This is a genomic window from Chryseobacterium sp. PET-29, assembly GCF_025736815.1.
GTDB classification, from domain to species: Bacteria; Bacteroidota; Bacteroidia; order Flavobacteriales; family Weeksellaceae; genus Chryseobacterium; species Chryseobacterium nepalense.
In genome coordinates this window covers 3881415-3907865 of record NZ_CP107053.1, presented here as the reverse complement: position 1 = coordinate 3907865, position 26451 = coordinate 3881415, and the positions used below count along the sequence as shown (strand labels likewise).

Sequence of the window (26451 nt, the reverse complement as noted above, 5' to 3'; positions counted from 1 at the left end):
TGTAATTCTTTTGTTATTCATTAGCAGGTTTCCCGATAGTGGCGAGAATTCCTCCATCAACATAAATGATCTGTCCGTTGATGAATCTGCTTGCTTCGGATGCCAGGAAAATAGCTGTCCCTACAAGATCTTCAGGATTTCCCCATCTTCCTTCCGGAGTTCTGCTGATGATAAAATCGTTGAACGGATTTCCATCCACCCTGATAGGTTCAGTTTGTGAAGTGGCAAAATATCCGGGACCAATACCGTTCACCTGAATATTATGTTTTGCCCATTCTGTTGCTAAATTTTTGGTCAGCATTTTCAGGCCTCCTTTTGCAGAAGCGTATGCCACTACATTGTCCCGGCCCAGCTCACTCATCATTGAGCAGATATTGATGATCTTTCCGGATCTTCTTTTGATCATATATCTCCCAACCAGTTTGGACATGATAAAAGGACCTGTAAGATCTACGTCGATTACTTTTCTAAAGTCTTCTACTTCCATATCAATTGCCGGAATACGTTTGATGATTCCTGCATTATTGACAAGGATGTCTATTTTTCCATGGGTGGCTTCCATCAGAGCTACTTTCTGTGCAGCTTCCAGTTCGTCCGTTACATCAAAAATATAACCGGTTGCTTTGTATCCTTTTGAATGATAATAGTCTAAAGCTTCTTCTAATTTGGACGGAGTTGTACTTGTAATTGCCAGTTCGGCACCTGCAGCTGCAAGACCTTCTGCCATTGCCATTCCTAATCCGTGAGTTCCGCCGGTAACAACTGCTACTTTTCCGGATAAATCAAATAAATTCATTTGAAAAATTACTTTAGTTCGTTTGTTTTGATACCATCCATATCACCGTAATCCATATTTTCGCCAGCCATTCCCCATATAAAAGTATAATTGGAGGTTCCAACTCCTGAATGGATAGACCATTCCGGGGACAAAACAGCCTGTCTGTTGGTCATAAAGATATGACGGGTTTCGTGGGGCTGTCCCATGAAGTGGCTTACCGTCTGCCCTTCTTCAAGATCAAAATAGAAATAAGCTTCCATTCTTCTAGCATGAGTATGTGCAGGCATTGTGTTCCAAACGCTTCCCGGATGAAGTTCCGTCATTCCCATTTGCAGTTGACAGGTTTCCAACACAGAATTTACAATGAGTTTATTTATGGTGCGCTTGTTAGCATACTTTTCTTCACCTAGTTCTACGATTTCAGCTTCATTTTTCGTGATCTTTTTATTCGGGTAACTATGATGTGCCGGAGCGGAATTGATGTAAAAGTAGGATTGTGCATCACCCGCTTTTTCAAAAATCACTTCTTTCGCGCCTTTTCCTATGTATAAAGCTTCTTTGTTGTTAAGTTCATATACTTCACCATCTACTGTTATTCTTCCGGCTCCGCCAACGTTGATAATCCCCAATTCTCTTCTGTCAAGAAAATGCTGCGCTTTCAGATCGTCGGTAGGCTCCAGTTTTAAAGCTTTTGTTGAGGGCATCACGCCTCCTACAATCAGTCTGTCATACATAGAATAGACTAATTTTATCTCGTCTTCATTAAATAGATCATCGATCAGAAACTCCCTCCTGAGATCTTCTGTTGTATATTTTCTTACATCGTCAGGGTGATGGGCGTAGCGAAATTCTGATTTTTGCATACTTCTTATTTTTTGCGGTTTTATCAAAACCAGTTAAACATTGCGTAATCGATTGCATAAATTACACTAAAAATCTTTAGAAATACTTATGGGGATAAATATATAACTATTCTTTAAATCCTTAACAAAAATTTAATTTAAATTTATAAAAAACTGATTATGAGTTAATAAAGTATAATTAAAGTAAGCAATTCTAGAATAAAAACAATTTTTTAGAATTGAGATAATCACCCAAAATATTAAACAGTAACATTTATAATTTAAAAAAACTGAACATATGTAATGAGTTTTTATGAATTAATATTAAAAAAACAAAATTCATACAATTCAATATTTAAGTTTGATTAAATTGTAAATAATCTTATTGAATTACAGCACATGAAAAGATGATAAAAATCAGTAAAAAATCTGAAATCCCATTTCTTACATTCAATTTTGGTAAATATTTTACTTCAAAAACTCAGCGATTTTAATTAAATTTTAAGCTAAAAATTAATCAGCAATAATTTTTTTTATTATTTTTTTATCAACGTCATTTTTTAACACAAATTATATAAAACACTATATTACAGCATTTTAAATAACTTATTTTAATTACTGTTACTTTAAAATGAATAAGCTTCAAACCTGAATTAATGAAAAAATAATATTTTTTTCTTTGCATATTGGAAAATAATATTAGTTTAGAAGCCAAGATATTTGTCATGAAAAATTACGCAATCGATTGCACAATGATAAGCGTTAATTTTTTGAAAATATTTTCCACTAAAAAATAGAATACTTAAAAATCCACCACAAAACAAAAATTGAAAAAAACTTTCAACCAAAATTAAAACTATAAGGATACAAAATGGATAAAAAAGTACAATCAGTAAAGTGGTTATACCTAACTGCCTTTCTACTTCCTGTCCTTGCTATGGCTCAAGAAAAAGAAACCAAAAAGGATAAAGAAACCAATATTGATGAAGTAGTCCTGGTAGGATACACCAAGGTTTCTAAAAAGGATGTTACCAATGCCGTTTCTTCAGTAAAAGCGGAAGCTATAAAGGATATGCCATCCAACAATGCTGCAGAAGCCATCCAGGGAAGACTTGCCGGTGTGCAGGTTTCCCTGAGCGAAGGATCTCCGGGAGCAGACGTTGATATCGTGATCAGAGGAGGAAACTCCATTACCGGCAGCAATGCTCCCCTGTATATTGTTGACGGAGTTCAGATGGACAATGCTTTGACAATATTATCTCCGAAAGAAATTGAGTCTATTGAAGTTCTAAAAGATGCTTCTTCTACCAGTATTTATGGAGCCAGAGGAGCAAATGGGGTTGTCCTGATCACCACAAAAGGCGGTCGTAAAAGGGCAAAAACATCTATCAATTATAACGGATTTTTAGGAGTACGATCGATCCAGAATACAATTAATGTGCTGGATCCGTATCAGTATGTATTGTATCAGTATGAAATCTACAATAAAGGGGGTGTACAAACGGACATTGATGCCTTTAATACGAGATACGGAAGTTTTCAGGACATCGGAAAAAACTATGGAAATATTAAGAAGATAGACTGGCAGGATGAGGTTTTTGGAAGAGAAGCTTTCAACTTCACGCATAATATTGCTGTTACGGGAGGGTCTGAAAATTCTTCTTTTTCATTGTCATTAAATAATGTTCAGGAAGACGGAATCATGATTGGATCGGGATTTAAGAGAAATATGGCCAATTTCAAATATGATTATGATCTCTCCAAAAAGCTGAGCATGACGCTCAATGCAAGATACAGCAGACAGACCATCTACGGTGCCGGAACTTCCGCAACAGGATCACAAAGTACCAACCGATTGAGAAATGCAGTAAGATATCAACCTTTTGAGGGAGGACCCGCTCAAAACATTGATGAGTTTGATCCTTTATTTGCGAATGAAACCAACCTTGTAAACCCTCTCATCCTTGCTGATAATGAAGTGAAAGAAAACGGCAGAAATGATCTTTTATTGAATGGTGTCATTGAATACAGGATCAATAAAAATTTTACCTTCCGTAGTGTTATAGGATACGTGCAGCGAGACGAATCCGTAAATCAGTTTTCGGGTGTGGTTACCAGTCTCGCAAGACAGAATAATGATCAACCTGTCGTATTTTTAAGCAAAGCTCAATCAAGAAGAATTACCAATACCAATACTTTAAATTTCAGGAAAACATACGGCAGTCATAAAGTAGATTTTCTTTTAGGACAGGAAACTGTAAAAACCGATGCCGAATCGTTATCAATGAATATCAAATGGCTTCCGAAATCAATCAGTCCTCAGGAAGCATTTGCCAACATCCAGTCGGCCAGTCCGCCTTCAGGGTTGGTTCAGGATAATCCAAGAACAGAATTGCTGCCGGACAGAATCGTATCGTTTTTCGGAAGAGCCAATTATATCTTCAAAAACAAATATATTGTAACAGCTTCCATGAGGGCAGACGGATCAAGTGTATTCGGTCCCGGAAACAGATGGGGATATTTTCCCGCAGCTTCCGTTGCATGGAAGATCAATGAAGAAAATTTCCTGAAAGAAAGCCGTGTTATCAGCGAACTGAAGCTGAGAGCGGGATATGGTCTTTCCGGAAACAACAGAATTAAAGCTTTCCTTTATGATACTTTTTTTACCACGTCATCTGACTACGGTTATGCTTTCGGAACAAATGTAACCCCTGGAGCAACCACAGGTAATATCATGGCTAATAAAAATGTTAAATGGGAATCCGCGACTTCAAAAAATGCAGGATTGGATTTTGGCTTGTTTAAAGGAAAAGTTTATGGTTCCGTTGATGTTTACCAAACCGATACGAAAGATCTTCTTTTACTGGCGAAAATTCCGCAGACAACAGGTTACGAATACCAATACCAGAATTCCGGCAGCACAACCAACAAAGGAATTGAAGTTTCAGTAGGAAGTACCATCATCAACAATGATAACTTTACCTGGAAAATTGATGCTAACATTTCATCCAACAGAAATACCATCAAAAGCTTAGGAAACAGTGCCTCTGCAAGTTCCAACTACTACCTGTTTCCTTCCGGATGGCAGAATAACCTCAATGATTTCTTAGTACAGGTAGGCAAGCCCGTTGGTACTTACTGGGGATATGTAACCGCCGGAAGGTATGAAATAAATGATTTTGATTATAACCCAACAACCCAGGCTTATACCCTGAAAGCAGGAATCGCAAGTTCTGCAGCCGCCGCCAACGGAGCAAGACCTGTACAGCCAGGAGACCTGAAACTGGAAGACCTCAACGGAGATGGTGTAATTGATAACAATGACATGACCGACCTCGGAAGTGCACAGCCAAAATTCTATGGCGGATTTAACCAGACGTTCCGTTACAAAAACTGGGATATGAGTGTAATGTTCAATTTCTCAGTTGGAAACAAAGTTTACAATGCCAACAAAATCGAATATTCTACCCAATACCTTTACAGGGACAACAATATGCTTGCTGAAGTTGCTGACCGCTGGAGATGGTTTGATGATAACGGGGTAAAAGTAAATGATCCTAATGCTTTAGCTGCACTGAACGCCAATACGACTATGTGGACTCCGCCGGCAGGTGCTTATTTCCTTCATTCGTACGCTATTGAGGACGGCTCTTTCCTTCGTCTGAATAACCTGACCATAGGGTATTCTCTTGGAAAAGACTTTACCAAACAACTAGGACTCTCCAATTTCAGATTATATTTCACCATGAATAATGTATTTACCATTACAGGATATTCAGGATATGATCCGGAAGCCAATACAAGAAGAAATCCTTTAACACCTGGTGTAGATTATGCCGCTTATCCGCGAAGCAGATTCATTTTATCGGGAGTTGATATCACTTTTTAATCTTACTATTATGAAAAAAAATACATTTTTAATAATCGTTTTTTCCATTGCAGGACTTTTATCTTTTAATTCCTGCGAAGAGTATCTGGACGTAGAAAGCTTATCCAATACTGCTGAAAAACAACAGTTTGATTCAGTTTCTGACACCTTCTCTGCATTGGTAGGAGTGTATAACAGCACAATGGGTGACAATACATACGGACAGAGAATGAATCTTATCCTTTCGCAATCGGGAGATGATATGAGAACTTCAGGAGATTACAATGCCAATGACAGGAGAGGCGTTAGCTGCTTCGGTGCCATTCCTACCAATACTGAACTTCTTAGACCTTTTCTGGATACCTATGCCGGTATTGAAAGAGCGAATCTCGTCATCAAAAATATTCCGCTTTCTCCGGTTTTCCAGACAGGTTCTGAAGCGGATAAAAAAATGATGAACAGGTATCTGGGGGAAGCCCTTACTTTAAGAGCACACTTTTATCATGATCTTATTAAAAACTGGGGTGACGTTCCTTTTCAGGATGTTCCTTCTGCAGATCTTCCCGATCTTTACCTGGCCAAAACAGACAGAGATATCATTTATGATAAAATTCTGGATGACTTATTAAAAGCGGAAAGCCTCGTGCCATGGAGATCAGAAGGAGGTACTACTCCACAAAGAATTTCGAAGGCTGCCGTAAAAGGTTTAAGAGCGAGAATCGCATTAGCAAGAGCGGGATATTCGTTGAGAAGAAATCCACAGATGATGATGCAGGGATCTAATCCTCAAAAATATTATCAGATTGCTTATGACGAATGTAAAGACATCATCAATTCCGGGCAGCACCAGCTTAATCCAAGCTATGAAGGATTATTCAGATCATTGCATACCAACAGTCCGGATACCACCAATGAAATCATTTATGCGATCGGAGCATTCGGAGGGAACTCAAGAACAGACAGTAAAATCGGATATTATAATGGTTTAAGACATGATGACACAGACTGGAAATCTTCAGGAGGGATCAATGCCATTCCGGTTTATTTTTATGAGTTTACCAAATATGATGTAAGAAGAGATGTTAATATTGCTATTTTCAGGGTAAGTACTTTAAAACAGGAAGAACTCCAGACATCAATCAACTGGAACGACGGTAAATTCAGAAAATCGTGGACTTCCATCACGGGAACTTCCCAAAACCTGGGAATCGACTGGCCTCTGTTACGATATTCCGATATTCTTCTCATGTTTGCGGAAGCCGATAATGAGCTGCATAACGGTCCGTCCCAGGAAGCTATCAATGCTGTGATGGCCGTAAGACAAAGAGCTTATGCAGGAAATTTAGGCCAGGTTGGAACCATTCCTACAGACAAGCCCGGATTTTTTAATTATATCGTAAAAGAAAGAATGCTGGAATTCGGAGGTGAAGGATTAAGAAAATACGATCTCATCCGTTGGAATCTTCTGGAAACAAAAATCAATGAAACCAGACAGAAACTTACCCAGTTTATGAACGGAACGGGAGCTTATACCAACGTACCGGAATATATTTTCTATAAAAAACCTGCTAGCGGCGTTGCCAATTATGCACCTGCAAAAACAGCACAGCAGAATGTTCTGGATATTGATTTCTATCTCAACGGAATTGCAAAAGCCGATGTATTCTACAGTCCTAATCAAAGTGTTGCAACACCATCAGGATATACAAAAGTAAACTGGAGGCTGGCCATGACACAGTCCTACATCAGCGGAGATCCCGTGAAAAGTTATGCTTATTATTTCCAGGCGAACAGGAAGGAACTTCTGCCCATTGCAGCAGATGTAATCAACTCCAATTATAATCTTACACAGGATTACGGATATTAGAAAAAGTTTCACATTCATATCAGAATACAGGCTTCTGCCAAAAGCGGAAGTCTGTATTTTAACTAAAAATGATTTAATGAAAAGCTCCCCATTCTTTAAAAATCTGAAAGTATTTTTAATGATTCTCACAGCAATATTTAATTTTCTTTCTTTTAAAACTGCCGACCGACTGATCGTGGTTTCAAAAGACGGAAAAGGTAATTTTACTACCATTCAAAAAGCTGTGGATGCCATTGAAAACAATTCTTCCCGGAGAACAAAAATCATTATTAAAAAAGGAATTTATGAAGAAAAAATCATCATTCCTGAAACGAAAGGAGAAATTATTTTAGAAGGAGAAAATCCTGAAAATACTTTAATAACCTTTAATGATTTTGCCTCTAAAAAAAATCAGGAAGGAAAAGATATCGGAACCACAGGTTCTGCTACCCTTTTTATATATGCCGACGATTTCACAGCCAAAAATATCTCGTTTAAAAACAGTTCCGGAAAAGTGGGACAAGCTGTAGCAGTTTTAACGGTAGGTGACAGAATTGCTTTTGAAAACTGCAGGTTCCTCGGAAATCAGGACACCTTATATTTAAAAGGAGCACAGGATCTTGAAGATAAAACCCAACCTTCAAGAAATTATTTTAAAAATTGCTATATCGAAGGAACAACTGACTATATCTTCGGAGCAGGGACCGCTGTTTTTGAAACCTGCATGATCTATTCCAAAGAAACCGCAAGCTATATAACCGCAGCGTCTACCCCAAAGGAAAACAGCTTCGGGTTCGTATTTATTAATTGTAACATTGCAGGCAATGCAAAAGAACATTCCGTATACCTCGGAAGACCATGGAGACCTTTCGCCAAAACGGTTTATATCAACTGTATGCTCAATTCAACGATAAAACCTGAAGGATGGCACAACTGGAATAAACCGGATGCCGAAAAAACGGCTTTTTACGCAGAATATCATTCAAAAGGTCCAGGAGCTAATCATGTCTCAAGAGTCAGCTGGTCACATCAGCTCACCCAGACCGAAGCAAAAGAATATACCCCAGGCAATATTCTAAAAGGAAAAGATAACTGGAATTTCAAAAAAAATTTAAAATAATCCAGCCGTTCATCAACAAATATGCTCAGTTATGACAAAAAACTTCTGCATACTTTTACTAACAGCTATTTTTTGTGGCATTTCAAATGTTGCTGAAGCCCAGAATGTCATTAGCTTTTCGGGTGCTGAAGGTTTCGGAAGATATACCACCGGAGGACGCGGCGGTAAAGTTTATTTCGTAACAAAATTAACCGACGACGGCTCCGAAGGAACTTTAAGATATGCCCTGGATCAAAAAGGCCCGAGATATATTATTTTCAGAACCGGAGGAACCATTTACCTGGAATCTCCGTTAAAAATACGGGAAGGAAATGTAACCATTGCCGGACAAACCGCTCCGGGAGACGGCATCACAGTAGCCAACTACGAAACTTTTGTAGCAGCAGACAACGTCATTATCCGGTATATGCGTTTCAGAATGGGCGATCTGAAAAACTATGAAGGTGATGCTTTAGGAGCAAGGTTTATTAAAAACTTAATCGTTGACCACTGTTCCATGAGCTGGTCTACCGACGAAACAGTTTCGATCTATGCCAATGAAAACACAACGCTTCAGTGGTGCATTATTGCAGAAAGCCTTCGAAATTCGGTTCATCAGAAAGGTGCTCACGGATATGGTGGCATAGCAGGTGGAAGGTTTGCGTCTTTTCATCATAATGTTTATGCCCATCATGACAGCAGAAATCCCAGACTGGGAGAATATGCAGGAAGCAAATTTGCTTTAACAGACCTTACCGATTTCAGAAATAATGTCATTTACAACTGGGGACACAACAGCCTGTATGGCGGCGAAGGAATGAATGTGAATATCGTCAATAATTATTATAAGCCAGGTCCGGCCACGATGACGAGAAAAAGAATTGCCGCTATTGATAAAAATGAAAAGCCGGAAGCCGAAGTATATAATATCTGGGGAAAATACTATATAAATGGAAATGTGATGGAAGGCAGTTCGGAAGTCACCGAAGACAACTGGACAGAAGGCGTATTCAGCCAGATGAACCGTTACAACTTAACAGACGAAGACAAAAATACAATCAGAATAATCCGTCCACATAATATATCGAATAATGTAAAAACCCACTCTTCAAAAGAAGCTTATGACAGGATCTTGAAAATTGGAGGATCGAGTCTTGTAAGAGATATTATTGATCTTCAGATTTTAAAAGATATTAAAAACGGAAGTTTTACACATCAGGGTTCAAAAGGAAGTACAAACGGAATTATAGATTCCCAGAAAGATGCAGGCGGATTTCCGGATCTGAAAACCGGAGAGCCGATTATTGATTCAGATATGGACGGAATGCCCGATGAATGGGAAATCAGAAACAAACTGGATCCCAAAACATACAATGCCAACGGAAGAGATTTAGATAAAAACTACGATAACATTGAAATGTATTTTAATGATATTGTACAAAGGATAACCGAAGCACAAAATTAATGTCCATAAAAACTAAAGTGTAATCAATTTAAAATATTAAAAAGAATGAATTTTATTCAGAATCATATTAAAATTTACGCCATTACCGCTTTATGTTCAGGAATTTTCTTCTCATGCGCTCAAAAAGCCTTACACAATTCCGGTGAAGCAAAAACAGTAACCACAACAGAAAAAATCCCGGTTGATCTTCCGTGGTCACAGCGAATGCTTCTTTCCGAAATGAAAAGATTTCCCGAAGCCTGGATGCTTGATTATAACAAAACTCCGAAATGGAGCTATCCTACCGCTATCGTCCTGGAAGGTGCCGAAAGAATATTTGAAAAAACCGGCAATCAAGAATATTATCAATACATTTCTACGTTTGGAGAAACCATGATAAAAGAAGACGGAAGTATTCTTTCATACGATCTTTCAAAATACAATATCGACATGCTGAACTGCGGCAACGTTCTTTTGTATTTATACCAGAAAGAAAAGAAAGAGAAATATCTGACAGCATTACAGACCCTCCGTTCTCAGATTGACGGACAGCCGAGAACTTCAGAAGGAGGCTTCTGGCACAAAAAAATTTACCCTAATCAGATGTGGCTGGATGGATTGTACATGGGTGAGCCATTCTATGCTCATTATACCAACATATTCAGCAAAGGTGCGGATGCAGAAAAAGCGTATAACGACATCGTGAATCAGTTTGATCTTATCCAGAAACATCTGCTCGACAAAAAAACAGGGCTACTCTATCATGCATGGGATGAAAGCAGAGAACAACAGTGGGCCGATAAGAAAACCGGACTTTCCCCGAACTTCTGGTCCAGAGCAATGGGTTGGTACGGTATGGCAATCGTTGATGTATTAGATTACCTTCCACAGAATCATCCCGGAAGAGTAAGATTGCTTTCTTATCTGAAATCATATTGTGACGCTGTCATTAAAGTTCAGGATCGCGAAACAGGATTGTGGTATCAGGTTTTGGATAAAGGCGGCGAAAAAGGAAATTATCTGGAAGCTACCGGTTCATCCATGTTTGTTTACACCATGATGAAATCCGTTAACAAAAATTATCTTCCGAAATCCTATAAAAAATTTGCTAAAAAAGGGTACGAAGGCATTCTTAAAAATTTAATTACTGTCGATGAAAACGGAATGGTAAATCTAAACAGATGCTGCGCCGTTGCAGGTCTTGGAGGAAATCCATACCGAAGCGGTTCCTACGAATATTATATTAACGAAGAAATCCGGTCCAACGATCCGAAAGGAACCGGACCATTCATTCTGGCAAGTCTGGAATTTGAAAAGTAATTTGTTAAACAGTTTGCGCTCCCTGCGTTAAATAAAGACAGATTAAATCTGATTATGAAGACAAAAAAAATTTTAAATATACTTTCAGTCACTGTTTTTTCGATAGCATCGAATTATCTGAATGCACAGGAAAAAAAATATGTTTCCGAAGTGTGGACGGCTGATCTGGGAAAAAACTATAAAAACCCGATTCTCCACGCAGATTACTCAGATCCGGATGTAATTCGTGTCGGTAATGATTACTATATGACCGCTTCAAGCTTTAACGAAGCCCCAGGATTACCCATTCTTCATTCCAAGGATATGGTCAACTGGAATTTGGTCAATTATGCCGTTGAAGATGTTTTGCCCGCCAAACATTTCTCCGTTCCGAAAAGAGGCGACGGAATCTGGGCACCAAGCATACGTTTTCATAAAGGTGAATTTTATATTTACTGGGGCGATCCGGATTTCGGGATTTATATGGTTAAAACCAAAGATCCGCTGAAAAAATGGGAAAAACCTGTTTTGGTTATGGAAGGAAAAGGCCTGATTGACGCCTGTCCGTTCTGGGACGAAGACGGCAATGCTTATCTGATTCACGGATGGGCGGGAAGCCGTGCCGGAGTGAAAAGCATATTAACCTTAAATACTATGAATCCGGAAGGTACAAAAGTATTGGACAAAGGGATTCATATCTTTGACGGCCACGACAAGCACCCAACCGTAGAAGGTCCGAAAATGTACAAAAGAAACGGTTATTACTACGTTTTTGCTCCGGCCGGCGGGGTGGCTACAGGTTGGCAGCTGGTACTACGGTCGAAAAATATTTATGGCCCTTACGAAGAAAAAATTGTTCTTGAACAGGGTTCTACAAAAATCAACGGGCCTCATCAGGGAGCCTGGGTAGATACGCCTTCCGGAGAAGATTGGTTTTATCATTTTCAGGATGTGGACACCTATGGAAGAATTATTCATCTCCAGCCGATGAAATGGGAAAAAGACTGGCCTGTAATGGGAATAGATACCAATAAAAATGGAATTGGCGAGCCTGTTTTAATGTATAAAAAACCAAACGTTGGGCAATCCTACCCCATCATAACTCCCCCGGAAACAGATGAATTTGATGGTGAAAAATTAGGTCTGCAATGGCAATGGAGCGCCAATGAAAACATTGTGTGGTCTTCAAAACTGCCGGGACAGAAATTTTTAAGATTATTTTCCATAAAAGTTCCCGAAGGCGAAAAAAATCTCTGGAATGTCCCGAATTTATTAACCCAGAAATTCCCGGCTCCAAATTTTACAGCATCAACGAAAGTAAAACTAATTCCTGAAGAAGCTAAAGAAGGAAAAACTGCAGGATTATTGATTATGGGAACGGATCATGCTTCCCTTGTTATCACCAATAAACCGGACGGATTTTACATCCAACTGAGAAAAGCTGAAAAAGCAGAGAAAGGCGGCGAGGAAAAAATTTTAGCTGAAACAAAGTTAAACGGAAACGAAGCCTATTTAAAAGTACATGTGAGCGAACCGAATGGTTTATGCCAGTTCAGCTATAGTGAAAACGGAAAAAGCTTTATGAAAATAGGAGAAGTTTTTCAGGCAAAACCCGGAAAATGGATCGGTGCAAAAGTCGGTTTGTATAGCTTAAGTAGCGCTAAGGCACCACGTGGCGGCTATGCCGATTTCGACTGGTTCAGAATAACTAAAAATTAAAATTGTTAAATCGCCCTGGAAATTTGTCGAAAAATCTTTGATTTTGCGCCCTTGGATTTACAATATAAATATTTTATAATCAATGAATAACAAATTTTTTTATATAGTTTCATTTTTATTAGTCGTTTTGCTGTTGTCAGGATGCAGTTCACAGAGCAGCGTTCAGAAAACAACGGCAAAACGCGATAAAAAAGTTACCCATATTTACCTCATCGGCGATTCTACCATGGCAGATTATACGGGAGATTATGAACCGGGAAAAGATTATATGAAAGCACGCTATCCGATTACCGGTTGGGGACAGCTTTTTCATCCCTTCTTTAAAAAAGACAGCCTGCCGGATTTGAAGCCCGGTATTACAGCAGATTCTGTGGCAGTTATCGACAGAGCGCATGGCGGAAGAAGCACAAGAACTTTTTTTCAGGAAGGAAGATGGAGATACGTTTATGAACACCTGAAGCCCGGAGATTATGTCTTAATGCAGTTTGGTCACAACGACAGTTCTGAAAAGCATACGGAGCGATATGTAAATATTGAAGGGTATAAAGAATTTTTAAGATTATTTGTTACCCAGACAAAACAAAAAGGGGCCAATCCCATTATTTTGACACCGGTGGCCAGAAATTATCCGTGGAAAGACGGAAAACTCCAAAATGTTCATGGTGAATACTGGCAGGCTCCGATTGATGTAGCGATGGAAATGAACGTTCCGTACATCGATTTAAATAAATTGTCCATGGAATACTTTACCCGTAAGGGAGAGGATTTCACCACGAATCATTACTTTATGAATTTACCTGAAAATACATACGAAGCTTATCCGAAAGGGCAGAAAGACAATACCCATTTTCAGCCGGAAGGTGCAAAAGCGGTTGCTTCGCTGGTTTATCAGGAATTTAAAAAAATAATTACAACTCAAAAAAAATAAAATGAAGAAGTCTTTAAAAATGATCGGTTTGGCGGCAGCCTTACTATTTTCAGGCCAGATATCTGCCCAAAACCTGGATATTTATAAAAATATTGAGTTTAAAATGCCTCATGTAACGGAAACCTCATTTCCTGCCAATACGGTTTCTATTACCCAGTTCGGAGGAATTTCCGGAGGCAATGTAAAAAATACGGAGGCTTTCAGAAAAGCTATTGATGAATTAAGCAAAAAAGGTGGCGGTAAATTAGTTGTACCGAGAGGAATGTGGCTTACAGGACCGATTGTGATTAAAAGCAATATCAATGTTCATGTGGAAGAAGGCGCGTTCATTATTTTCAGTAAAGATAAAAACGATTATCCTTTGGTGGACGTAAGTTTTGAAGGGCTAAACACCATTCGCTGCCAGTCTCCTATTTCAGCAAAAAATGCGACGAACATCGCCATTACAGGAAAAGGCGTGATCGACGGAAGCGGTGACGCATGGAGAGCCATCAAAAAAAGTAAAGTTTCCGAATCTCAATGGAAAGACATCGTAAAATCCGGCGGCGTTCTGTCTGCGGACGGTAAAAACTGGTATCCTTCGGAAAGCTATAAAAAAGGACTGGAAAGCAGCTCTAATTTTAATGTTCCTGATAAAATTTCCAAAGATGAATTAATTACCGTAAAAGATTTTCTCAGACCGGTAATGGTAAGCTTAGTTGGCTGTGACAAAGTCCTGCTGGACGGGCCGACTTTCCAGAATTCTCCGGCATGGAATCTCCATCCTCTGATGTGCTCCAATGTTATTCTAAGAAATCTTACGGTCAGGAATCCGTGGTTTTCCCAGAACGGAGACGGTGTAGATTTAGAATCATGTAAAAATGTTTTAATTTATGATAATACGTTTGATGTTGGTGATGATGCGATCTGCATCAAATCCGGAAAAGATGAAGACGGAAGAAAAAGAGGAATGCCTACTGAAAATGTCATTATTAAAAATAATGTGGTGTATCATGGTCACGGAGGGTTTGTGATAGGAAGCGAGATGTCCGGCGGCGCAAGAAATATTCATGTTTCCGATTGTACTTTTATCGGTACCGATATCGGCCTGCGTTTCAAAACAACCCGCGGAAGAGGCGGAATTGTGGAGAATATTTACATTAAAAATATCGATATGATCAACATCCCGACACAGACGATCGGTTTTAATATGTTCTACGAAGGCGCATCTCCTGTGCTGGAAGACGGGCAGACAAAGGAAGAAAACAAAACCCCTGAAAAAGTTTTTCCGGTAACGGAAAAAACACCGGTATTCAGAAATATTTTCTTTAAAAATATCAATGCCGTGAATTCTGATGAAGCCATAACTTTATTCGGGCTTGCGGAAATGAACCTTAAAAATATTGTAATTGAAGATTCGCAGTTTGATACCCGAAAAGCATTAACCATTGCAGACGCAGACGGAATTCAACTTAAAAATGTAAAGCTGAAATATACAGAAGGAACGGGTGCAACAATTTACAACAGTAAAAACATCAACCTTTCAACGGTGAAATTTGAATCAGCAAACAAACCTTACGTAAAACTCTTAGGAAATAAAACCGGAGCAGTCCTGCTGCCGAAAGAAATTGGGTCTGACAGGAGTTTACTTTCTGTGGGTGCAGATGTAGCGAAAAATGCAGTTAAATAACTAATTAATTAAATAGTATAAAAACTCCACAAGCGGATGATTTTTAGCATAAAACATACTTATATTTCTATTTTTTTAATGGGGACCATGGCATTCGGACAGGTAAAACGGCCGAATGCCACTCCTTATACCAACGAAATTACATTTGAAAAACTTAAAAAGAAATATTCTTTTTTAACCCCGATTGAAAGACCGGTTCCTCAAAATGTCATTATTGATAAAGACGTAGAATACAAGAATATCAACGGAATTTCTTTAAAAGCAGATATTTATTATCCCAAAGATCAATCTAAAAAATATCCCGGAATTGCAATGGTTCACGGCGGCGGATGGATTTCAGGAAGCAAGGAAAATGAAAAATATATGGCCATGGAGCTCGCTTCAAAAGGATATGTTGTGATTGCTGTCGGCTATCGCTTGGCAGATGTCGCAAAATTTCCTGCCGGTGTGGAAGATATCGAAACCGGAATTCAATGGCTGAAAAAAAATCATAAAAAATATGCTTTAGATAAAAGGAAAATAGCAGCGTACGGAGAGTCTGCGGGAGCACAAATGGCCACCTTGGTCGGTGTAAAATCAAAGAATAAAATCCAGGCCATCGTGAATGTGGACGGAATTGTTTCATTTATTCATCCTGAAGCTGAAGAAAGTACCTACGCAGCGTACTGGCTGGATGGCGACCGAGATGTTAATTTGAAAAACTGGACAACCGCTTCACCTCTAAAGTATGTTGATAAAAATACACCTCCTACCCTTTTTATTAATAGTTCGCAACCCCGGTTTCATGCTGGCAGAGACGATATGATGAATAAATTAAGAAATTATAATATTCAGACAGAATTCCATGAGATTAAGGATTCGCTGCACTCTTTCTGGTCAGCAGAACCCTGGTTTACGGAAACCCTGAATCTTACCGCTGCTTTTTTAGATAAAGTTTTGAAATAATAATTTTAACACAAAGGAATTAATTTAATTAAAAAAATATTTTAGTGAGCAAAAACGAATCAAGAAGTTGATTTTATGAAGCTATCGTCATCGCTTCGCGAAGCAAATTTATTTGTCCTTGCTATCTAAAAATCAGGTAATATAAAACAGATCTTGCGTCAGAAAATAATAAATCAGTTTATGAAAAAATTATTTTTAATTCTCCTTGTCTCAATGGCAAATTTTCTTTTTGCCGGAAATGGTCCTTATATCAAAATTACCGTTGCCAAAGACGGAAGCGGCGATTTTACATCCATTCAGAAAGCCATCAATTCCGTAAGAGATCTTGGTCCGGCAGAAGCACTGATTTATATAAAATCAGGAACATATAATGAAAAAGTGGTCATTTCATCTTCAAAACATAAAATCACGTTAGAAGGTGAAAATAAAGACAATACAATGATCACCAACAATGATTTCTCAGGAAAACAGGATTCGTTCAATGAAAAAATGACGACATTCAATTCTTATACGTTGCTGGTGATGGGTGATGATATACAAATAAGCAATCTAACGATTCAGAATTCTTCATGCAATGAAGGACAGGCAGTTGCACTCCATGTGGAAGGCGATCGTTTTATCATCAAAAATTCAAATATTCTGGGGTGTCAGGATACGGTATATTGTGCAACAAATCACAGCAGGCAGTATTTTGAAAACTGTTTTATAGAAGGTACTACCGATTTTATTTTCGGGCAGGCAACAGCAGTTTTTAAAAACTGTACCATTAAAAGTTTAACCGACTCTTATATCACAGCTGCTGCAACGGAAAAAGACAGGAAATATGGTTTTATTTTCTTTGATTGCAGGCTGATTGCAAAAGAAGGTGTTACAAAAGTTTTTCTTGGAAGACCCTGGAGACCTTACGCCAAAACGGTTTTCATCAATACCGAAATGGGAGGTCATATTGTTTCTGAAGGCTGGAACCCGTGGAAAGGAGACCAGATGTTTCCCGATAAAGAAAAGACGGCTTATTACGCAGAGTTCGGAAGCAAAGGCGCAGGCGGTAATACCTCAAAACGGGTAAACTGGTCGCATCAGCTGACTAAAAAAGATATGAAAAATTATACCCTGGAAAAGATTTTTAGTGGTTGGAACCCCATTATGGTAATGAGTAATGAGTAATGAGTAATGAGTAATAAAATATAATTCTTAATTGCCTTAACCAATTAAATTTATCTTAAAATGAAAAAAATATTTTTACTGTTTAGCATAGTAATTTCAACATTCATTCTGGCTCAGAAAAAGCCGACTTTATTCCTTATCGGTGATTCTACCATGGCCAATAAAGAAAATCCGGATAAAAATCCCGAACATGGATGGGGACAGGTTTTAAACCAATTTTTTACAACAGGTATCGAAATCCAGAACCATGCGATGAACGGAAGAAGTTCTAAAAGTTTCAGGACGGAAGGACGATGGGCTGCCATTGAAAAACAGCTAAAAAAGGGAGATTTTGTCATTATCCAGTTCGGGCATAATGATCAGAAGATGAAAGACTCTACAAAATTTACCAATCCGTACACGCAATACAGGGCCAACCTGGAGAGATACGTAAAGGAAACAAGAGCAAAAGGAGCCATTCCTATTTTAATGACTTCTATTGTACGAAGAAATTTTAACGAAAACGGTGTATTGATAGATACCCACAAAGAATATCCTCTGGTTGTAAGAATGGTTGCCAATGATCTGAATGTTCCTTTCGTAGATATGCAGCTGCTTACAGAACAGCTTGAAATTGCCTATGGTCCCGAAAATTCTAAAAAGCTGCACCTCCATTTTAAGGAAGGTGAGGAGCCGTATTATCCCAAAGGAAAAGACGACGATACCCACTTGTCCAAACTGGGAGCAGATCTGGAAGCGAAACTTGCCGCTGAATCTTTGAAAAACATGAAAACCGGACTGGAAAAATTTATCAAATAATATCAATAAAAATATCTGAAATGAATTTTAAAAAAGAGCCTTTTTTCGATGGCAATTCCGAATGGGAAAACTTGGGAGCCGGCGTTTCAAGACAATTTGTGGGCTACAATTCACAGATCATGATGGTGATTGTGAAATTTGAAAAAGATGCAGTAGGGGCTTTACATCAGCATTTTCATTCACAGATCACCTATGTTGCTTCGGGAACATTTGAAGTTACCGTTGACGGTGAAACAAAAATACTGAAGGCCGGTGACGGCTTTTTTGCCCAACCCAATATTTTTCATAGGGTAAGATGTCTTGAAGAAGGACAATTGATTGATGCTTTCGCGCCTTTCAGAGAAGATTTTATTAAATAAAAATTACCGGGCACTGCTATCGTTTACAGAGTAGTTCATCTGTTAATTCAACTATTTTTATATCGTTTCAAGCCGCAAAAAAATATTATTTTTAAATACATAATATGCAACCGATTGAACAATATAAATAATCAACATTATAATTATATAAATATTGATAGTTTAAAATATAAAACAATTAAATATTAAATTAATAATTTTGATTTGAATCAACAACAAATAATTACTACTATGAAAACAAAAACAAAAGCTGCCATTCTCACGGCAGCCCTGAGCTCAATTTTTGCTTTAACAGGCTGCGGACAGGAAGATCTAAAATCCGACCTGGCGAATAATCCGAATGAAATAAAAAATGAAATGTCCGTAAATACCATTGTCCCATTGGCAAACTGTGTTGCTCCGGGATGGGCTTCCCAAAACGGCGGAACAACCGGTGGTGGAACCGCTGCGGAAACAACGGTGTCAACTTATGCTCAGTTAAAATCGGCAATTGAAAATACGGCGGTAAAAGTCATTAAAGTTACCGGAACCATAACGATTACTGCCAGATTATCTTTTCAGGATCAGAGCGGCAAAACCATCTATGGAGCCAGCGGCGCAAAACTGGTTTCCACCAACCAGACCAAAGACGGATCAGGGATCATCAACATTAAAAGATGCAACAATATCATCATCCGAAACCTTATTTTTGAAGGTCCGGGAGCATATGATACCGACGGTTGGGACAATGCGATTCTCGATGACTGCCGAAATGTATGGATCGACCACTGTGAATTCCGGGACGGCGTAGACGGAAACTTCGATATTAAAAACAAATCGGATTTCGTCACTGTATCCTACACCAAATTTCATTATCTGAAAGCCCCTAAACCCGGAGGATCCGGAGGGACAGACGATCACCGTTTTTCCAATCTGATCGGCTCAAGTGACGGTGCTACTGCAGATGCAGGCAAACTGAACGTAACCTTTGTAAGATGCTGGTGGGGACCCGGATGCAGAGAACGTATGCCGAGGGTAAGATACGGAAAGATCCATATCCTTAACAGCTACTTCAACAGTTCGGTAAGCAATAAATGTATTGCTGCGGGTGTTCAGGCGAATATCCTGGTGGAAAGAAACGTATTTGAAAACGTAAAAGAACCGATCAATCTCATGACGGGTTATACCGCCGTAACACAAACAGGAAACAGTTTTGTGAACGTAACCGGAAATACATCCGGAAGCGGGACTGCATTTACCCCACCCTATTCCGTCAATAAACTTAATGCTTCTGATGTAAAATCTGATGTAACGGCAAAAGCAGGAGCCACATTAAGCGGAAATATCTGCGATACTTTTTAGGAATTTAAACGCTGATTATAAAACCGCGCGGGCTGATTCTCAGCCCGCGCGGTTGTTTTTAAGTAAATTTCTTATTGAGAAAGTTTATTGCTGTTCAGCCATTTAGGATATTCTTTATCGATCAGCTTTTTTGCAAAATCGCCAAACCAGCTGTAGCCGTTTCTTCTCTCCTCGGAAACTTCGTTGTAATTGTATTTTACACTTCCGTCGCGGTCGCCAAACAGAGGACGGTTATCATGAATATCATAAAATCTTGCCCAGACAACGGAATTTTTATCCTCTGCAAGAACTCTTACTGTCTTTCCGTTTTGTTTTACGACATTATAGCTGTATCCTTCAATATCATTTTCTGTAAACCATTTTACGGCAGATTTCACGGATCTTTCAATATCAGGCGTTACGGGCTGCCACATGAGAAACCGTACAATTCCTACGGATTCTGCGGTTGCCAGGGAAACAGGTTCAAAAGCCCTAGCCTTATCCGGCTGCAGGGTAATTTCATTGTACTGATCTGCCCAAATCGTTGGCTTTCCGTTCTGAAGAACCTGTGCTTTTAAGATGCATTCAATTCCCTTTTTTACAGCCTTTTTAGATTGTTCTTTCAGTTTTTGATCTACCGCGATAAAATCGTTTTTCCCTTCTGCGGTATTGTAGAGAACCGTTAACGCATTAATCATGGCATTGTCATTAAAAGTAATCTGCTTTCGGTATAATCCTTTGTTAGGATAATATTGAGGAAAACCACCATTTTCGTACTGCATGGTAAGCAGATAACGGATTCCTTTTTCCGCTGCCTTCAGATAATCCGGATTTTTCGTTTCGGAATATGCTTTCATTAAGGCATTAATTTCCCTTGAGGTAGCGTTGTTATCAATGGTCGCGTGATCATCACCCGTGGATTTTATTTTTCTTAAAAGATTTTTGTCAACCGGAAGACTATAATCAACTACTGATTTATCTTCCAGCTGCTTTCCCCAGCCTCCCACAGGAAGCTGATACAGCATCATTTTTTCTGCCAGCGTATCTTTTTTTACCTGAGCGGATATATTTAAGCTAACTAATCCCAGAGCAAGAGTACAGATGTTGAATTTCATGATTTATTTAATTGTAATGATTAAAGGATTTCTGATGATTTCAGATTGTTTTTGAAGCCTATTTTCCCAGTCCCGCCGAGTCTGGATATCACCGCTTTTCTGCCATGCAAATCCTGCATAATAAACCAGTTTATCCTGAGGTTTTGTAACGACATACAGATTACTTTCATCCGGAGCATCAGATCGGAAAACAATTGATTTTTCAACAATACTCGGATCCACAACAATACCTTCACCTACAAAAGCGTCATCAATTTTTTCCCAGTGAAGATAGTATCCTTTTTGGTCATTTAGTTTTGCTTCACCTTCGTTTTTATGTAAAGTTATTCCAATGGTATAGTTGGGAGCCGGTTTTTCTGCTCTAAAATACGATTCAAATTTTGAAAAATTTGATCCAAGATCCAATGAAACTCTTTTAATTTCTTTAACTGCAAATTCACTCCACGGATCATAGGTCAATTCAAAAACCGTACGCAAAGGACCTTCTGCAATGGTTCTGGAGGCAACAAAATTTTGCGAAACCTGAAGCTTGTCATTTATCCATATTCCGATTCCACCTGTTCCGCGGCTGTTTCCGACATGGTAAGGATCATAACCCTCCCCCCTTGTATCTTTATGATAATACATGGGATCCGTAAGATAGCCTTTGTACCATTTATTAATGACCGGAAACTCCGTTCTTTTCAGCCAGATGTCCACACCGCTTGAGAGCGTACTGCTTTTTACCCCCTGCAATGCTTCCTGCTGACCTTTCGGGCCATACATTCTGAATGCTATTTTGTCATTTTCCCATGCATAATCATCTACCCGTTCCGGAACCAGCCGGGAGTACGTTGAAATTTCAGTTTTGAGGATTGGTATTGCCGGTTCAGCTGAGATCGTATACACTGCTTTTTGATGTCCTTCAACTGTTGCCTGAAAAAGCAATTCATCATTATTTCCGTCTCCGTTATTATCAATCCATTGGATCAGAACAAGTTGGCCTTTTGCATCTCTAATCCTTAGATCAGTTGCTTTACTTTTATCCAAAAATGATTTTAATTGAGAAACAGGGACAGCGACAACTTCTTTTCTGGGGAAATCAAGTGTATTATTTAACTCAATAATTTTTTGAGCATGTATGCTACTTGAATTTATGCAACCGATTGCACACATCAATCCGACAAAAGAATTTTTAACTGTAGTCATAATTATATCAGTTGAGTCAGTTTTCAAAAGTAATAAAAATAAAACAATTAAAACTGCTTAAATTTTCATTCAATTTACCATCTTTTTTTATAATTATAATTCAGATATTGATTTAAAACAAAAGTACCTGCATTACTGCAGGCACTCAAACTCAAACTTCTTCACTACACATTGATCATTATATTAACATTATCATATTAAATTTATTGTGTTTATTTTATTTTTAACATGGATATTACATAAAAACCGCTTTATCACAGATCATCAGTTCTAAAATTCAAACTCTCCAATAAGAATACCATCTTCTTTGTTTCCATTTTCTTTCTGATTCTGGAATACCACGATCTTTCTTTCCTGCTTGCCGGTAGCATAATTGATATAAATTTCCGCCATAATAGCTGTAGGACCTGCAACTCCTGTCTGCTGCTCTCCAAAAAAATTGGTCTGAATCTTATACTTTCCTTTCATCGCTTTTTTGAGTAAGAACTGTTCAGGGCCAAAGCCTCCTGTAAAATCGTCGCTCAGTCTTCCTCCTATTTCTGTTTCCTTATGCGAATAATAACATCGTTCATTATTAGGATCGGTCACCCAGAGATCAATATCCGTATCATCCTTATTCCAGCTAATGACTACGCGGATATTTACCGGAAGATCTGCTATGATTTTAGGATTGATATTGCTAAGGTTTAATTGGGATCCGTGATTTGCAATCAGCTGATTGATCTCCATAATAACCGTTTCTTCAATACCAACATCCCGGTCAGCAAGTTCCTTTGTGTAAGACTGTGTGAGAATTTTGTAAAAATTGTCCAGGGCAGCCTGATACTGGCCGTTATCTTCCAGTGCAAGAGCGAGATCTCTATAACTTTGCGGATCAAAAGGCCGCCATTCCAACACTTTTTCTGCAGCAAAAAGCTCTTTATCATACGCTTCAGCCTGCTTCAATTTATAAGCCAGTAATTTGTACAACTCTTCATTTTCAAACTCAAGATCGGCAATTGCGCTCAACACTTTTAAGCCACGCTTTTTATCATTATTTTTTAACAAAAGCTGTGCAACGTCAAAGTAATACTGTGGTATTTCCTCATATTCTTTACGGTTCTGAAGGTAAGTTTCATATATATTTTCCGGGTTATTCATGTCTCTGAAAAGCTTCATGTATTTTGCTTTAGAAACAATATCAACGGTAAGAATTCTTCCGGAATTAATGATATCTGACGGCCTTTCTGCAGGAGTTACATTTCTCACCTCAACCCCACGGACAGATCCTGACAGCGCATTAGGCACTGTATTCGATGCAATGGATGACATTCCCCTGACACTCATCTGAAGTTGTTCCCGTTTTGGTTCTGAAACTTCTGATTCATCATCAGTTCTGCTGTTATTATATCCAATTAATACAACTTCTTCAATTTCAGCTTGTCTTGATGTACTATCACTTGCAGCACGCCGGGATTCAGGTTTAGGATATTGTCTTAATTTTTTCTTTTGATCGTACTCTTTTTCCCACCATGTCTTAAGATTTTGAGTCATCTTTTCAGCATTTTCCATGAGATCTTTTACTCGTTCATCTTTTTTTGCCTTGTCATTTTTAACAATCTCATCAAACTGCTTTTTTAATTCTGCAGGTGGAGCGATATCATAACGGACATAATCCTCCACATTTTCCAGCACCATTAAACTCATATTATTGCTTACCAAGCCAAATTGCCTGCTGACATTTTTAATTTCGTTTTTATTCTTCTTTTCAAAAATTTCCAATTCGTTAAGTTTTTTCTGAGCCCAGAACTTTGAAATTTCCCAATCCTTTACGGCCTGTTCATTGATATTGACATCAATGGTTTTGGTTTCTGTCACTTCATTACCGTACCCAAATTTAAGAGTAGCTGTTGTATGATCACCTTTAACAATTCCTGTTAATACAAAATCTTCTGCTATAGTCTGAGGCAATGAAGGATAGACTTCTGAAAGCTGAATATTATTTTCAATACCTAAAAATCTCAAAGGTTGAAAAACTAATTTCCGTACTTCTTTTTCAGGATTATTTTCATTTAGATTTAAAAATTCTCCTCCTGTGGTACTGCTTATGAATTTCAGCTGGTTAAAATCTATATTATTGGATGCAGCAATAGTGTAGACAGGCTGTTTCCAAGGCATGTTCAGTTCTCCGAAAGATGACAAACCGTCCGTAAAAAACAATACTTCGTCTTCGCTCAGCGGCTTTAGCTTTCCGAAATCTGTTCCGCCGTCATAAGTTGTTTTTAAAAGATAAGTCTTTAACTCACTCCAGTTTCCATTGCTAATTTTGAAACTTTGTCCTTGTTCGAAGATATTGTTAATGAAATAAATGTTTACCGTAAGATTTTTATTCGATTTAAAATATTCCTCCAGCAAGGCCATTTCCTTTACATGATCCCGATTCTTTCCGCTCAACGAATTATCCCAGACCACGGCCAGGTTATTCGGAAGTTTTTTCATTCTTTCATTTGAATATACGGAGATATCAGCCAGAAAATAGGAAAAGTTATCCGCTGCATTTTGAACGACAATCCGCTGGCTCTTATCCTGTACAGGAAAATTGATTTTTAGATTATTGTCTGGTCTGTAATTTTTCTTGTGCATTTCGGCAGTCCATACGTTTCCGGTACTAACAAAATTATAGCTACCATCAGGCTTTTCTTCAAGCATAGGAGCATCCAAATTCTGAAAAACGGTTGTTTTTATGTCAAATTCGGGAATCTCAGCGGTTTGATTCAGAGGTAAAAAATATTGGAGAAAATCCCCCGACTTTTTTAATTCATACTGATAGGTAATGCGAACAGTCCTTTCCCCTCCGTTTGGGGCGATAGGATATACTGTTGTCCGGAAATTATTCCCACTCACTTTTTCCAGGAGCCCGGGATCTATATTTCTTTTCCTGATGGTTTGATATACTTCTTTTGCTTTTTCTTTTTCAACGGGAACAGCGTTTCGAAGCTTTCCATTGATGTCTAAAGCATAGCCGCTCGCATTAACACCTTCAGGAAGAGGAAAGGTAATTCTGCCTTCTCTCAAACGTCCCGAATTATTCCTAAGAACCATTGTAATGGTATTGGTAGAAATTTTCCCGGCAATTTTTGTTTCAATCTCCAGTTTCTGAAGAATTACCTGATTGTCTTTTTTATATTTCCCTTTCCCGTCCGGACTTTCAACAACCGGTATCTGAGCCAGAAATAAAAGCGGAAAAAATAATAGTAATTGTGTATATAACCTTTTCATAATTTATTGATTACAACTGTTTCTATTTATACAGATGCATAAAATCGAGAAAAGGTTGGAAAGAATAATTTAGCTTAACTTTTAGCAACTGAAAGAGAAGAACTAATTGATACTTTAAACATGATACATTATTTGTAGGGCTGTAATTTAATTAACTGAACAGAACCATATTATCAAAAAAGGCCGGATAATCTCTTATCCAGCCAAATATAATAAATCAACAATGCACTATCGAGGTCCCCAAAAACTCCACGCATCTCCAGTGAAAACCGCTACTAAACGAGACGTCGTATCATAGACTATCATTCCCGGCGCAGGGTTTACAACATTAAGATGAGGGCTTGCTACTTTAGGGAGCACCATCGCTTTGTTAGTATCCGAAAGCACAAGGATACCATCAACATCAGGATCTACATTTGTTCCTATTCTTACCATGGCATTTGTGTTTTCAGTCTTGGTATCCTGCAGGGATGTATCTATTGTTACAGGAGTAACTAAATTAGGATCGGCATTTAGACCTATCCAGGCTCCTGCTGCCAGATACTTTACTTTAGTATCGCTTGTATCAAATATCACTGTTCCATCTACCGGATTAATGATATCGTTTTCCGAAGTTACCCATGGTAATATCAAACCCCTGTTTTCTGAATTCCCAAACTCCAATGATACATTAGAATTGGTTACTGAAGATTTACCTACAGCAACTTGCGAGAAACATGCTGTGGAAACCGTTATACATAAAATTAATAATATTTTCATTATTATTTTTTTTGAATTAAAAGCCAGCCCTTTCCATAATGCAAATTATGAAG

General features: G+C 38.4%; 19 protein-coding genes. 13 read left to right on the top strand and 6 right to left on the bottom strand.

Going from position 1 to position 26451, the window contains the following annotated elements; translation table 11 throughout:
• Positions 1-13 precede the first annotated feature (13 nt).
• Complete coding sequence (locus tag ODE14_RS17675) at positions 14-796, bottom strand: gluconate 5-dehydrogenase (protein WP_263602356.1); 783 nt, start codon at positions 794-796, stop codon at positions 14-16.
• 8 nt (positions 797-804) lie between these two features.
• On the bottom strand, positions 805-1641 hold the full coding sequence (gene kduI, locus ODE14_RS17670) for a 5-dehydro-4-deoxy-D-glucuronate isomerase (protein ID WP_263602355.1): 837 nt from the start codon (positions 1639-1641) through the stop codon (positions 805-807).
• Between the two features lie 850 nt (positions 1642-2491).
• On the opposite strand from kduI, the gene ODE14_RS17665 reads away from it, so the two are divergent.
• From ODE14_RS17665 to ODE14_RS17605, 13 genes are all read left to right on the top strand, one after another.
• The gene (locus ODE14_RS17665; protein ID WP_263602354.1) at positions 2492-5509 is read left to right on the top strand and encodes a SusC/RagA family TonB-linked outer membrane protein; all 3018 of its coding nucleotides are present in this window, start codon (positions 2492-2494) and stop codon (positions 5507-5509) included.
• A 10-nt stretch (positions 5510-5519) separates the two neighbouring features.
• A complete protein-coding gene (locus ODE14_RS17660) occupies positions 5520-7355 on the top strand; it encodes a RagB/SusD family nutrient uptake outer membrane protein (RefSeq protein ID WP_263602353.1) in 1836 nt (611 codons plus the stop codon).
• Between the two features lie 76 nt (positions 7356-7431).
• Positions 7432-8454: a pectinesterase family protein gene (locus tag ODE14_RS17655; RefSeq protein ID WP_263602352.1), complete on the top strand. Its 1023-nt coding sequence runs from the start codon at positions 7432-7434 to the stop codon at positions 8452-8454.
• A 31-nt stretch (positions 8455-8485) separates the two neighbouring features.
• Entirely contained in the window at positions 8486-9898 is a 1413-nt protein-coding gene (locus tag ODE14_RS17650) for a polysaccharide lyase family 1 protein (RefSeq protein ID WP_263602351.1), read from the top strand.
• 45 nt (positions 9899-9943) lie between these two features.
• Complete coding sequence (locus tag ODE14_RS17645; RefSeq protein WP_248394765.1) at positions 9944-11197, top strand: glycoside hydrolase family 105 protein; 1254 nt, start codon at positions 9944-9946, stop codon at positions 11195-11197.
• A gap of 54 nt (positions 11198-11251) precedes the next feature.
• Entirely contained in the window at positions 11252-12895 is a 1644-nt protein-coding gene (locus tag ODE14_RS17640; RefSeq protein ID WP_263602350.1) for a glycoside hydrolase 43 family protein, read from the top strand.
• Positions 12896-12977: 82 nt separating this feature from the next.
• Complete coding sequence (locus ODE14_RS17635) at positions 12978-13823, top strand: rhamnogalacturonan acetylesterase (RefSeq protein ID WP_263602349.1); 846 nt, start codon at positions 12978-12980, stop codon at positions 13821-13823.
• Position 13824: 1 nt separating this feature from the next.
• The gene (locus ODE14_RS17630; protein WP_263602348.1) at positions 13825-15492 is read left to right on the top strand and encodes a glycoside hydrolase family 28 protein; all 1668 of its coding nucleotides are present in this window, start codon (positions 13825-13827) and stop codon (positions 15490-15492) included.
• A gap of 36 nt (positions 15493-15528) precedes the next feature.
• Positions 15529-16437 (top strand): alpha/beta hydrolase, encoded by a 909-nt coding sequence (locus ODE14_RS17625; protein ID WP_263602347.1) that lies wholly within the window; start codon positions 15529-15531, stop codon positions 16435-16437.
• A gap of 180 nt (positions 16438-16617) precedes the next feature.
• Complete coding sequence (locus ODE14_RS17620) at positions 16618-17601, top strand: pectinesterase family protein (protein WP_263602346.1); 984 nt, start codon at positions 16618-16620, stop codon at positions 17599-17601.
• Positions 17602-17661: 60 nt separating this feature from the next.
• Positions 17662-18399 carry a rhamnogalacturonan acetylesterase gene (locus ODE14_RS17615; protein WP_263602345.1) on the top strand — a complete coding sequence of 246 codons (738 nt, stop codon included), beginning with the start codon at positions 17662-17664 and terminating at the stop codon, positions 18397-18399.
• 20 nt (positions 18400-18419) lie between these two features.
• The gene (locus ODE14_RS17610; protein ID WP_263602344.1) at positions 18420-18758 is read left to right on the top strand and encodes a cupin domain-containing protein; all 339 of its coding nucleotides are present in this window, start codon (positions 18420-18422) and stop codon (positions 18756-18758) included.
• A gap of 231 nt (positions 18759-18989) precedes the next feature.
• Positions 18990-20099: a polysaccharide lyase family 1 protein gene (locus ODE14_RS17605; RefSeq protein WP_263602343.1), complete on the top strand. Its 1110-nt coding sequence runs from the start codon at positions 18990-18992 to the stop codon at positions 20097-20099.
• Between the two features lie 71 nt (positions 20100-20170).
• On the opposite strand, the gene pelA is transcribed toward ODE14_RS17605, so the two are convergent.
• The 4 genes from pelA to ODE14_RS17585 form a co-directional block, all read right to left on the bottom strand.
• On the bottom strand, positions 20171-21193 hold the full coding sequence (pelA, locus tag ODE14_RS17600) for a pectate lyase (protein WP_263602342.1): 1023 nt from the start codon (positions 21191-21193) through the stop codon (positions 20171-20173).
• Between the two features lie 3 nt (positions 21194-21196).
• Complete coding sequence (locus ODE14_RS17595) at positions 21197-22381, bottom strand: DUF4861 domain-containing protein (protein WP_263602341.1); 1185 nt, start codon at positions 22379-22381, stop codon at positions 21197-21199.
• A gap of 270 nt (positions 22382-22651) precedes the next feature.
• Positions 22652-25639 (bottom strand): VIT domain-containing protein, encoded by a 2988-nt coding sequence (locus ODE14_RS17590; protein ID WP_263602340.1) that lies wholly within the window; start codon positions 25637-25639, stop codon positions 22652-22654.
• A 228-nt stretch (positions 25640-25867) separates the two neighbouring features.
• Positions 25868-26398, bottom strand: a complete 531-nt coding sequence (locus ODE14_RS17585) for a hypothetical protein (protein ID WP_248394783.1) — start codon at positions 26396-26398, stop codon at positions 25868-25870.
• Positions 26399-26451 lie beyond the last annotated feature (53 nt).

Excerpts from the sequence above, each read along its gene's own strand:
- ODE14_RS17675 (WP_263602356.1), bottom strand. The coding sequence starts at position 796 with ATGAATTTATTTGATTTATCCGGAAAAGTAGCAGTTGTTACCGGCGGA.
- kduI (WP_263602355.1), bottom strand. The coding sequence starts at position 1,641 with ATGCAAAAATCAGAATTTCGCTACGCCCATCACCCTGACGATGTAAGA.
- ODE14_RS17665 (WP_263602354.1), top strand. The coding sequence starts at position 2,492 with ATGGATAAAAAAGTACAATCAGTAAAGTGGTTATACCTAACTGCCTTT.
- ODE14_RS17660 (WP_263602353.1), top strand. The coding sequence starts at position 5,520 with ATGAAAAAAAATACATTTTTAATAATCGTTTTTTCCATTGCAGGACTT.
- ODE14_RS17655 (WP_263602352.1), top strand. The coding sequence starts at position 7,432 with ATGAAAAGCTCCCCATTCTTTAAAAATCTGAAAGTATTTTTAATGATT.
- ODE14_RS17650 (WP_263602351.1), top strand. The coding sequence starts at position 8,486 with ATGACAAAAAACTTCTGCATACTTTTACTAACAGCTATTTTTTGTGGC.
- ODE14_RS17645 (WP_248394765.1), top strand. The coding sequence starts at position 9,944 with ATGAATTTTATTCAGAATCATATTAAAATTTACGCCATTACCGCTTTA.
- ODE14_RS17640 (WP_263602350.1), top strand. The coding sequence starts at position 11,252 with ATGAAGACAAAAAAAATTTTAAATATACTTTCAGTCACTGTTTTTTCG.
- ODE14_RS17635 (WP_263602349.1), top strand. The coding sequence starts at position 12,978 with ATGAATAACAAATTTTTTTATATAGTTTCATTTTTATTAGTCGTTTTG.
- ODE14_RS17630 (WP_263602348.1), top strand. The coding sequence starts at position 13,825 with ATGAAGAAGTCTTTAAAAATGATCGGTTTGGCGGCAGCCTTACTATTT.
- ODE14_RS17625 (WP_263602347.1), top strand. The coding sequence starts at position 15,529 with ATGATTTTTAGCATAAAACATACTTATATTTCTATTTTTTTAATGGGG.
- ODE14_RS17620 (WP_263602346.1), top strand. The coding sequence starts at position 16,618 with ATGAAAAAATTATTTTTAATTCTCCTTGTCTCAATGGCAAATTTTCTT.
- ODE14_RS17615 (WP_263602345.1), top strand. The coding sequence starts at position 17,662 with ATGAAAAAAATATTTTTACTGTTTAGCATAGTAATTTCAACATTCATT.
- ODE14_RS17610 (WP_263602344.1), top strand. The coding sequence starts at position 18,420 with ATGAATTTTAAAAAAGAGCCTTTTTTCGATGGCAATTCCGAATGGGAA.
- ODE14_RS17605 (WP_263602343.1), top strand. The coding sequence starts at position 18,990 with ATGAAAACAAAAACAAAAGCTGCCATTCTCACGGCAGCCCTGAGCTCA.
- pelA (WP_263602342.1), bottom strand. The coding sequence starts at position 21,193 with ATGAAATTCAACATCTGTACTCTTGCTCTGGGATTAGTTAGCTTAAAT.
- ODE14_RS17595 (WP_263602341.1), bottom strand. The coding sequence starts at position 22,381 with ATGACTACAGTTAAAAATTCTTTTGTCGGATTGATGTGTGCAATCGGT.
- ODE14_RS17590 (WP_263602340.1), bottom strand. The coding sequence starts at position 25,639 with ATGAAAAGGTTATATACACAATTACTATTATTTTTTCCGCTTTTATTT.
- ODE14_RS17585 (WP_248394783.1), bottom strand. The coding sequence starts at position 26,398 with ATGAAAATATTATTAATTTTATGTATAACGGTTTCCACAGCATGTTTC.